The organism is Streptomyces maremycinicus, from assembly GCF_001184025.1.
In the GTDB taxonomy this organism is placed as follows: domain Bacteria; phylum Actinomycetota; class Actinomycetes; order Streptomycetales; family Streptomycetaceae; genus Streptomyces; species Streptomyces maremycinicus.
Genome location: NZ_BBYG01000010.1, coordinates 658,097 through 667,553, shown reverse-complemented (window position 1 = coordinate 667,553; position 9,457 = coordinate 658,097). Strand labels below are relative to the sequence as shown.

8 protein-coding genes are annotated in these 9,457 nt (G+C 72.4%); 2 read left to right on the top strand and 6 right to left on the bottom strand.

The window, feature by feature from the left end:
• Positions 1-2,260: phosphoketolase family protein (locus AOQ37_RS10495; RefSeq protein ID WP_062643524.1), on the bottom strand; the 2,260-nt coding region annotated here is incomplete at its 3' end.
• 36 nt (positions 2,261-2,296) lie between these two features.
• On the opposite strand from AOQ37_RS10495, the gene ppk2 reads away from it, so the two are divergent.
• Positions 2,297-3,103 carry a polyphosphate kinase 2 gene (gene ppk2, locus AOQ37_RS10490; protein WP_062643522.1) on the top strand — a complete coding sequence of 269 codons (807 nt, stop codon included), beginning with the start codon at positions 2,297-2,299 and terminating at the stop codon, positions 3,101-3,103.
• 17 nt (positions 3,104-3,120) lie between these two features.
• Here ppk2 and AOQ37_RS10485 read toward each other — a convergent pair whose 3' ends face one another.
• The 4 genes from AOQ37_RS10485 to AOQ37_RS10470 form a co-directional block, all read right to left on the bottom strand.
• Positions 3,121-3,993, bottom strand: a complete 873-nt coding sequence (locus AOQ37_RS10485) for a universal stress protein (RefSeq protein WP_062643521.1) — start codon at positions 3,991-3,993, stop codon at positions 3,121-3,123.
• A 5-nt stretch (positions 3,994-3,998) separates the two neighbouring features.
• Positions 3,999-5,021, bottom strand: coding sequence for a zinc-dependent alcohol dehydrogenase (locus AOQ37_RS10480; RefSeq protein ID WP_062643519.1), 1,023 nt, complete (start codon positions 5,019-5,021; stop codon positions 3,999-4,001).
• Between the two features lie 60 nt (positions 5,022-5,081).
• Positions 5,082-5,987 (bottom strand): universal stress protein, encoded by a 906-nt coding sequence (locus AOQ37_RS10475; RefSeq protein WP_062643633.1) that lies wholly within the window; start codon positions 5,985-5,987, stop codon positions 5,082-5,084.
• 153 nt (positions 5,988-6,140) lie between these two features.
• Positions 6,141-6,770 (bottom strand): DoxX family membrane protein, encoded by a 630-nt coding sequence (locus AOQ37_RS10470; RefSeq protein WP_062643518.1) that lies wholly within the window; start codon positions 6,768-6,770, stop codon positions 6,141-6,143.
• Positions 6,771-6,989: 219 nt separating this feature from the next.
• Between AOQ37_RS10470 and AOQ37_RS10465 the strand changes: the two genes are divergently transcribed.
• Entirely contained in the window at positions 6,990-8,702 is a 1,713-nt protein-coding gene (locus AOQ37_RS10465) for a SulP family inorganic anion transporter (RefSeq protein ID WP_062643516.1), read from the top strand.
• Between the two features lie 17 nt (positions 8,703-8,719).
• On the opposite strand, the gene pflA is transcribed toward AOQ37_RS10465, so the two are convergent.
• On the bottom strand, positions 8,720-9,457 hold the full coding sequence (gene pflA / locus AOQ37_RS10460) for a pyruvate formate-lyase-activating protein (RefSeq protein ID WP_062643515.1): 738 nt from the start codon (positions 9,455-9,457) through the stop codon (positions 8,720-8,722).

Below are 9,457 nucleotides of genomic sequence, written 5' to 3'. Positions count from 1 at the left end.
GGGGTACGCGGTCGATGACGTCCATGACGAGGCGGTAGCGGTCGAGGTCGTTGCGCACGACCATGTCGAACGGCGTGGTCGTCGTACCGGACTCCTTGTAGCCGCGCACGTGCAGGTTCTTGTGGCCGGTGCGGCGGTAGGCGAGCCGGTGGATCAGCCACGGATAGCCGTGGTAGGCGAAGATCACCGGCTTGTCCGTGGTGAACAGGCCGTCGTACTCGAAGTCGCTCATCCCGTGCGGGTGTTCCTCACCCGGCAGCAGCCGGGTCATGTCGACGACGTTCACCACGCGGACGGCGAGGTCCGGCAGGTGCCTGCGGAGCAACTGGGCGGCGGCCAGCACCTCCTGAGTGGGAACGTCGCCCGCGCAGGCGAGGACCACGTCGGGCTCGCCGGTGCCGTTCTCGGTGCCGGCCCACTCCCAGACGCCCGCACCGCGCGCGCAGTGGGCACGGGCCTGATCCATGCTCAGCCAGTCGAAGCAGGGCTGTTTCCCGGCCACGATCACGTTGACGTAGTCGCGGCTGCGCAGCACGTGGTCCGCCACCGAGAGCAGGGTGTTGGCGTCCGGTGGCAGATAGACCCGCACGACCTCGGGGCTCTTGTTGAGGACGTGGTCGACGAAGCCGGGGTCCTGGTGGGAGAAGCCGTTGTGGTCCTGGCGCCAGACGTGCGAGGTGAGCAGATAGTTGAGGGAGGCTATGGGCGCGCGCCAGGCCAGCTCCCTCGAGGTCTTGAGCCACTTGATGTGCTGGTTGACCATCGAGTCGACGATGTGCACGAAGGCCTCGTAGCAGGAGAACAGACCATGACGGCCGGTCAGCAGATAGCCCTCCAGCCAGCCCTGGCAGGTGTGTTCGGAGAGGATCTCCATCACCCGGCCGTGGTGTTCGAGGTGTTCGTCGACCGGAAGGTGTCCGGCCTGCCACGCCTTTCCGCTGACGTCGAAGACGGCCTGGAGCCGGTTGGAGGCGGTCTCGTCCGGGCCGACGAGCCGGAAGTCCCGACGTCCGCCGGTGTCCTTCATCACCCGGGCCAGGAGGTCGCCGAGGACGCGGGTCGGCTCGTGCAGGGTGGTGCCCGGCTTGTCGACGGGCACGGCGAAGTCGTCGAGCGGCGGTACGGGCAGGTCCCGGACGAGCAGGCCGCCGTTGGCGTGCGGGGTGGCGCCGAGCCGCCGGGCGCCGTCGGGGACGCAGGCGAGGACGTCGGCGACGGGCCGCCCGTCGGCGCCGAAGAGCTCCCCGGGTTTGTACGAGCGCAGCCAGGCCTCCAGCTGACGGAGGTGCTCGGGGTTCTCGCGGACGCCGGCCAGCGGCACCTGGTGGGCGCGCCAGGTGCCCTCGACGGGTTCGCCGTCCACTTCCGCGGGGCCGGTCCAGCCCTTCGGCGTGCGCAGCACGATCATGGGCCAGTGCACGCGCTCGGTGACGCCGTCCTCGCGGGCGGTCCGCTGCATCACGGCGATGCGGTCCAGGGCGTCGTCCATCGCCGCCGCCATGGCCCGGTGCACCTGGGCCGGGTCGTCCCCGCTCACGTGGATCGGGTCGTGGCCGTAGCCGCGCAGCAGCTCGTCGAGTTCGGCCTCCGGGATGCGGGAGAGCACCGTCGGGTTGGCGATCTTGTAGCCGTTGAGGTGCAGGATCGGCAGGACCGCGCCGTCGTGCACCGGGTCGAGGAACTTGTCGGAGTGCCAGGCGGCGGCGAGCGGACCCGTCTCCGCCTCGCCGTCGCCGATCACACAGGCGACCAGCAGGTCCGGGTTGTCGAAGGCGGCGCCGTACGCGTGCGAGAGCGAATAACCGAGTTCACCGCCCTCGTGGATCGAGCCGGGCGTCTCCGGGGCGACATGGCTGGGCACACCGCCCGGGAAGGAGAACTGCCGGAAGAGCCGTGCCATGCCCGCCGCGTCCCTCGGCACGTCCGGGTAGGTCTCGCTGTAGCTGCCCTCCAGCCAGGAGTTGGCCAGGATCGACGGTCCCCCGTGACCGGGACCCCACACGCACAGGGCGTCGATCCCGCGGGCCTTGATCACCCGGTTGAGGTGTGTGTACACGAGGTTGAGGCCGGGCGAGGTGCCCCAGTGGCCGAGCAGCCGGGGCTTGATGTGCTCGGGGCGCAGGGGCTCGGACAGCAGCGGGTTGGCCATCAGGTAGATCTGTCCGGCGGCCAGGTAATCGGCGGCCCGCCAGTGCGCGTCCAGGGTGCGCAGCTCGTCGTCGGAAAGTACGGTGGCGTCCTGGTGTTCGACCTTGGGCATGAGGGACTCCGGAAGTCATCGGGCGGTGGAGGCGGCATGGCCGACAAGAAGGCGGCGGGGCTGCCGCGCAAGGCCTACGAGAAGGAACTGCTGCGCCAGCAGACCGAGTTGGTGAAGTTGCAGGAGTGGGTGCGGGCGTCGGGCACCCGGCTGGTGGTGGTCTTCGAGGGACGGGACGCGGCGGGCAAGGGCGGGACGATCAAGCGGGTCGCCGAACACCTCAACCCGCGCGTGGCCCGGATCGCGGCGCTCCCGAAGCCGACCGAGCGCGAGCGCACCCAGTGGTACTTCCAGCGGTACGTGGAGCATCTGCCGGCGGCCGGGGAGATCGTGCTGTTCGACCGGTCCTGGTACAACCGGGCCGGGGTCGAGCACGTGATGGGTTTCTGCACGAAGGAGGAGCACCAGCTGTTCCTCCGCCAGTGCCCGATCTTCGAACGCATGCTGGTCGAGGCCGGGGTCCTGCTGCGCAAGTACTGGTTCTCGGTGAGCGACACCGAGCAGCAGGAGCGTTTCCGGCGCCGCCTGGAGGATCCGCTGCGGCGCTGGAAGCTCTCGCCGATGGACCTGGAGTCGATCACCCACTGGGAGGCCTACTCCCGCGCCAAGGACGAGATGCTGGTGCACACCGACATCTCCGAGGCGCCCTGGTACGTGGTGGAGAGCGACGACAAGCGCCGGGCACGGCTGAACATGATCGCCCACCTGCTGTCCTCCGTCCCGTACCGCGAGGTGCCGCCGCCGGTGCTGGAACTCCCCGAGCGGCCGCCGTCGACCGGCTATCAGCGCCCGCCGCGGGATCTTCAGACCTACGTCCCCGACCACGCGGCGAGCCTCCTCTGAGCGGCCGGCCACCGCTGTCACGCCCGCTCGGGCACGACCGCGACGGCGCAGGCCGCGTGGTGCAGGACCCCGTGGGCGACGCGCCCGAGCTGGAGCCCCAGGTGTCCCGGGGTGCGCCGGGCCCCGACCACCAGCAGGTCCGCCTCCCGCGAGGCGGCCGACAGGACATGCCGGGCGGGGCCCTCGACCGTCCGCCGGCGCAGGTCCAGCTCCGCGGGCACGTCCTTCAGCGCCTCGTCGAGGGCCTCGACAGCGTGCTGTTCGTGCAGGCGGGCGGGTTCTCCGGCGAGCAGAGGGTGGTCGGTGCTCTCGTGCGCGGGGCACCGCCAGGCCCGTACGGCGTCCAGGGTCGCCTGGCGCAGCCGCGCCTCCCGGACGGCGAAGCGCACGGCGGCGGAGTCCGCCCCCTTCCCTCCGATCCCCACGACGATCCGGCCGGGCGTCGCGGCGCTCACCCGGTTGTCGTTGCTGCCGCGCAGCACGATCACCGGGCAGGCCGCGTGGGCGGCGACAGTCAGGCTGACCGACCCGAGCAGCATCTCGACGAGGCCGCTGCGCCCCCGGGTGCCGACCACCAGGGCGGCGGCGTCGCGTCCCTCGTGGACCAGGGCGTACTCGGGCTCCTCGGGCACCACGTCGGTGGACACCTCGACCTCCGGGCGGCGTGCCCGGGCCCGCCGCGCGGCGGTCCGCACGATGTGCTCGGCCGTCACCTGCTCGGACGGCCTGCCGACGTCCGCGGCCAGGGACTCGCCCTCGTACCGCTCCCAGAGGGAGGCGTACACCAGCCGCAGCGGCGCCCCGCGCAGGGCGCACTCGTCGGCGGCCCAGTCGACGGCCCGAAGACTCGGCTCCGAGCCGTCCACACCGGCCACGATCGGTAGGTTCATCGTGCTCACCGTCCCGCACCGAGGTCGAACACGATCCGGGCCTTGACCTCGCCGCGCAGCACCTCGTCGATGGAGTCGTTGACGGAGGCGAGGGGACGGGCCTCGTAGACGACCTCGGTGCGGCCGGCCGCGTGCAGCCGGAAGACCTCGGCGAGGTCCTGCCGCGTGCCGACGATCGAGCCGATCACCGAGGTGCCGTTCAGGACGGTGTCGAAGACGGGCACCCGGACCGTGCCGTGCGCCGGCAGCGCCACCATGACCAGCTTGCCGCCGCGCCGCAGCCCGGCGTTGACGGCCTCGAAGGCCGCGTCGTCCACCGCGAGCGCGAGGGCCGCGTGGGCGCCGCCGTGCCGTTTGAGCACCTCGCCGACGTTCTCCTTGCGGGCGTCGACGACGATGTCCGCGCCGAGTTCGGCGGCCAGCCGGAGCTTCTCGTCGGTGACGTCGATCGCGGCCACCGTGGCGCCGGCGATCTTCGCGTACTGCACGGCGAGATGACCGAGTCCGCCGATCCCGGAGATCGCGACGAGCTGGGCGGGCCGGACCCCGGCGACTTTGAGCGCCTTGTACGTGGTGACGCCCGCGCAGGTCAGGGGGGCGGCCTCCAGGGCGCTGATGCCGTCGGGCACGGGCTGGGCGAAGTCGGCCCAGGCGAGCATCTTCTCGGCGTACCCGCCGTCGCAGCCGTAGCCGGTGTTGATCTGCTGCTCGCAGAGCGTCTCCCAGCCGGACAGGCAGTGCTCGCACCGCCCGCACGCCTTGCCCAGCCAGGGCACGGCGACCCGCTGTCCTAGGGCGAGGTGGGTGACGCCTTCGCCGAGCGCCTCCACCAGGCCGACGCCCTCGTGCCCGGGAACGAACGGCGGGGTCGGCTTCACCGGCCAGTCGCCGTGGGCCGCGTGGATGTCGGTGTGGCACAGTCCGGACGCCTCCACCCGGACGCGGACCTGGCCGGGACCGGGCTCCGGGTCGGAGCGCTCCTCGATGACCAGGGGCTCACCGAACGCTCGTACGACCGCTGCCTTCATGGTTCTCTTCTCCTCGCGGGTGATCGGGGGATCGGGAGTGATGGGGGGACCGAGGGTGGGTCAGTCGTGGGGGACGACGGCCACCGGCGCGGTGGAGTGGTGCAGGACGGCGTGCGTGACGTGCCCGATGTGGGCGCCGAACGGGCTGCGGCGGATACGCCGGCCCACGACGACGAGGGAAGCCCGGCGGGCGGCGTCCACGACGTGCACGGCCGCGCTGCCGTAGCGGGACTCCTCGACGACCCGCACCTCCGGGAACCTCTTCCGCCAAGGCCGCAGCACCTCGGCCAGCGCCTCGGCGTCGCCGAGGGCCAGCGCCTCGTGCAGCGCGGGGTTCGCGGGCGTGCCATAGGCGTAGTACGGCGGCGGGTTCCAGCCGTGGACGACCCGCAGCGAGGTCGCGCGCCGCTCGGCGGCGTCGAAGGCGAACTCGATCAGCGTGTCGTCCGGGTGGTCGACGTCGAGTCCGAGGACCACCGGCAGGAAGGGCGTCGCGGCGGAGGGAATTCCTGCCGGGTCCGGCTCGTGCTCGTCGGAGGCCGCTTCCAGCGCCCGCACCATCACGACGGGGCGGTCGGCGTGCGCGAGGACGGAGAGGCCGACCGAGCCGACCATGAACCCGCCGATCCCGCCGAGGCCGCGCGAGCCCAGGACGAGCAGTTCGGCGCTCTTCGCCGCCTCGGCCAGCGCGTTGCCCGGGTAGCCGGAGACCTGCTCGGTGCTCACCTCGACGCCCGGGTGGCGCAGCCGGACCCCCTCCGCGGCTTCCCGCGGGATCCGCTCGGTCCAGTGCTGATGGGTCTCGGCGCCGAGCAGCGGCGCCTGCGCCATGGGCTCGGGCACCGGCTCCCAGACATGGACGATCTTCAACGGCAGGCCGCGCAGCTTCGCTTCGCGAGCCGCCCATTCCGCGGCGGCCCGGCTCTCCTGGGAGCCGTCGAGGCCTACGGCGATCGTGCGGAGCATGATCTCCACCTCCTGGGGCGAGAAATCCGATTCCAGAGTCGTCTTCGGGCGGTTCCTCGTGCAGGGGCCACTGGTCCCGGATAGGGGCCGACCGACCCCCCCGCACGGCTCGGCGCGGTGGGCCGGGCGCCGGGCCCACCGCGCGGTCGGTCTTCAGCGCAGCCAGCTGTGGTCGCGGACGAACGGCAGCCTGGCCCAGAGCCGGCCCGCGCCGAGGGTGTCGCCCGCGGCGGCGGCGGCCAGCACGATCAGGGCCACGGCGTAGATCAGGTGGTAGTCGACGAAGGGGTTCGTCGACATGCTCGGCGAGCCGTCCGAAAGGTGCTTTGCCGGCGGCCACTCGGCGATCCACATCAGCGCCATCATCACGGTCCCGGCGACGGCGGCGAACCGCAGCGCGACCCCCGCGACCAGGGCGAGGCCGATCCCCAGCAGACCGAGCATGAACAGCCAGTCCGCCCACGGGTCGCCGGCCCAGGAGTGGAAGGTGGACTCCATCGGTCCGACGGCGACGGAACCGAGGAATCCCTTTGTCGGCGAACCGCCGTCGAGCCAGCCCTTGCCGGACGGGGTGGCGTAGCCGAAGCCGAAGGTCTTGTCGAGGAACGCCCACAGGAAGACGAACGCCGTGAGCAGGCGCAGGGAGGCGAAGGCGTAGACCCGCGCGGTGTGCGTGCCGGTGTCCGCCGACACGGCCGACTCGGATGCGGAGGCGGTCCGGTTCCTGCGCAGCGACGGCAGGTGGAATCCGGAGCTCCGGTGCGGGTGCTCGTGCACGGCCATGGTCGTGGTTCCCTTCGGGGATGATCGGGTCGGTGCCTGACACCCCTTACTCTGGCCGCGGGCGACGCTCGGCGACGGATGCCGAAGGTCCGCGTCCCCAGGGCCGAACGGCCCCGTTCCGCAAGGCCGTTGGGCCGGGCGTGGCACGCCGGGCACGCGCGCTCCGGCTGCGGCTCGCGCGGCCGGTGGATCATGAGGGCAGACGACGGAAGGCGGCACATGTCCAAGGCGTCCGGCAGACAGGTCCCGCGGTGGGGCCGGCTGGTGCCCGGTCTCGTCGCGCTCCTGGGCTACCGGCGCGCGTGGCTCACCGGTGATCTGCTCGCCGGGATGACCGTGGCCGCCTACCTGGTGCCGCAGGTCATGGCCTACGCGGGCGTGGCCGGGCTGCCGCCGGTCACCGGGCTGTGGGCGATCCTCCCGGCCCTCGGGCTGTACGCGGTCTTCGGTTCCTCGCGGCTGCTGTCGGTCGGCCCCGAGTCCACGACCGCCCTCATGACGGCCGCCGTGGTCGCGCCGCTGGCGGCCGGGGACGCCGGGCGCTACGCGTCGCTGGCGGCGGCTCTCGCCGTGACGGTCGGGCTGCTCTGTCTGGTCGCCCGGGCGGTGCGGCTGGGATTCCTCGCGGATCTGCTGTCCCGCCCCGTCCTGATCGGCTATCTCACCGGCGTGGCGCTCATCATGATGGTGGATCAGCTGCCCGAGCTCACCGGGGTGCCGACGACGGGCGCGGAGTTCTTCCCCCAGGTGTGGTCCTTCCTCGTCCACCTGCCCGAGGCGGACCCGACGACCGTCCTCTTCTCCGCCGTCGTCCTCGTGTTCCTCCTCGTGACGGCCCGTCACGCCCCGGCCGTGCCCGGTCCGCTGGTCGCGTTCGTCCTCGGCACCGCCGCCGTGGTCGTCCTGGACCTCGACGGCGCACACGGCCTCCGGGTGATCGGCGAGGTTCCGGCCGGTCTGCCGAGCCTGTCCGTCCCGGATCTGGGCGCGGTGCCGCACCTCGCGCTCCCCGCGCTGGGCGTCCTGCTGGTCGGCTACACCGACTTCATCCTGACCGCGCGGGCGTTCGCCGCCCACGAGGACGAAGGCCCCCGGCTCGACGCCGACCAGGAGTTCCTGGCCCTGGGCGCGGCCAACCTCGGCGCCGGGGCGCTGGCCGGCTTCCCCGTGAGCAGCAGTGCCAGCCGTACCGCCCTCGCCTCCTCGGCCGGCGCCCGCAGCCAGGCGTACTCTCTGGTGGCCGGGGCGGTGGTGCTCGCCGTGCTGCTCTTCCTCAGTCCGCTGCTGAGCCGGACTCCGTCCGCGGTGCTCGGCGCGCTCGTCGTCTACGCGGCGGTCCGCATGATCGACCTCGCCGGTTTCCGGCGGCTCGCCTCCTTCCGCCGCAGGGAACTGCTCCTCGCGCTCGGCTGCCTCGGCGGTGTGCTCGCTCTCGACATCCTGTACGGGGTGATCGTGGCCGTCGGCCTGTCGGTGGCCGAGCTGCTGACCCGGGTGGCGCGGCCGCACGACGCCGTGGAGGGCCTGGTCCCCGGCGTGGCCGGCATGCACGACATCGACGACTACCCGCAGGCCAGGACGATCCCGGGGCTCCTGGTCTACCGCTACGACTCGCCCCTGTTCTTCGCCAACGCGGAGGACTTCCGGCGCCGCGCCCTGGCCGCCGTCGACGAACAGACCGGTCCCGTCCGCTGGTTCGTCCTCAACGCCGAGGCCAATGTCGAGGTCGACATCACCGCCCTCGACGCGGTCGACGAGCTGCGCCGTGAACTGACCGGCCGCGGCATCGTGTTCTGCCTCGCGCGGGCGAAGCAGGACCTGATGGACGACCTGGTCGCGTACGGCCTCGCGGACACGGTCGGCGGGGAGCGGATCTTCCCCACGCTGCCCACCGCCGTGGCCGCCTACCGCGCGTGGCTCCAACGTCAGTAGGCGCGTCAGTCGGCGCGTCAGTAGGCGGGCACCCCCCGCTCCCTGAAGCGCTCGCGGACGCTCCGGGTCAGGGCCGGGTCGGGCACCGGGGTGTCGCGCAGCGGGAAGGGGATGCCGAGGGCCTCGTACTTCGGGGCCCCGAGCTTGTGGAAGGGCAGCACGTCGACCCGCTCGACCCTGCCCAGCCCCGCGACGAAGTCGGCCAGGCCGTCCACGGCCGCCGGATCGTCGGTCCGGCCGGGCACCAGCACGTAGCGGATCCACATCGGGACGCCGAGGCGGTCGAGGCGGGTCGCGAAGCCGAGTGTGGGGGCGAGGCGGCCGCCGGTCAGTCTCCGGTAGGCGCCGATGTCGAAGGCCTTGATGTCCAGCAGGACCAGGTCGGTGTCGGCGAGCAGCTCGTCGGAGGCACGGGCGCCGAGGAAGCCGGAGGTGTCCAGGGCGGTGTGCAGACCGGCTTCCCGGCACCGGCGCAGGACCTCGCCCGTGAAGGCCGGCTGGAGCAGTGGCTCGCCCCCGGTGATCGTCACCCCGCCGCCGGCGGTGGTGACGAAGGCCCGGTACTTCTCGATCTCCGCCATCACCTCGTCCACCGTCGTCTCCCGGCCGTCGCGCATGTGCCAGGTGTCGGGGTTGGCGCAGTACAGGCAGCGCAGGGGGCAACCGCTGACGAACAGGACGAACCGGGTCCCGGGGCCGTCCACTCCGGTGGACAGGTCCCAGGAGTGGATCCGCCCGGTCGTCGGTCCCGTCAT

Coding starts and splice junctions, on each gene's coding strand:
- ppk2 (WP_062643522.1), top strand. CDS start 2,297: ATGGCCGACAAGAAGGCGGCGGGGCTGCCGCGCAAGGCCTACGAGAAG.
- AOQ37_RS10485 (WP_062643521.1), bottom strand. CDS start 3,993: ATGAACCTACCGATCGTGGCCGGTGTGGACGGCTCGGAGCCGAGTCTT.
- AOQ37_RS10480 (WP_062643519.1), bottom strand. CDS start 5,021: ATGAAGGCAGCGGTCGTACGAGCGTTCGGTGAGCCCCTGGTCATCGAG.
- AOQ37_RS10475 (WP_062643633.1), bottom strand. CDS start 5,987: ATGCTCCGCACGATCGCCGTAGGCCTCGACGGCTCCCAGGAGAGCCGG.
- AOQ37_RS10470 (WP_062643518.1), bottom strand. CDS start 6,770: ATGGCCGTGCACGAGCACCCGCACCGGAGCTCCGGATTCCACCTGCCG.
- AOQ37_RS10465 (WP_062643516.1), top strand. CDS start 6,990: ATGTCCAAGGCGTCCGGCAGACAGGTCCCGCGGTGGGGCCGGCTGGTG.
- pflA (WP_062643515.1), bottom strand. CDS start 9,457: ATGACGGGACCGACGACCGGGCGGATCCACTCCTGGGACCTGTCCACC.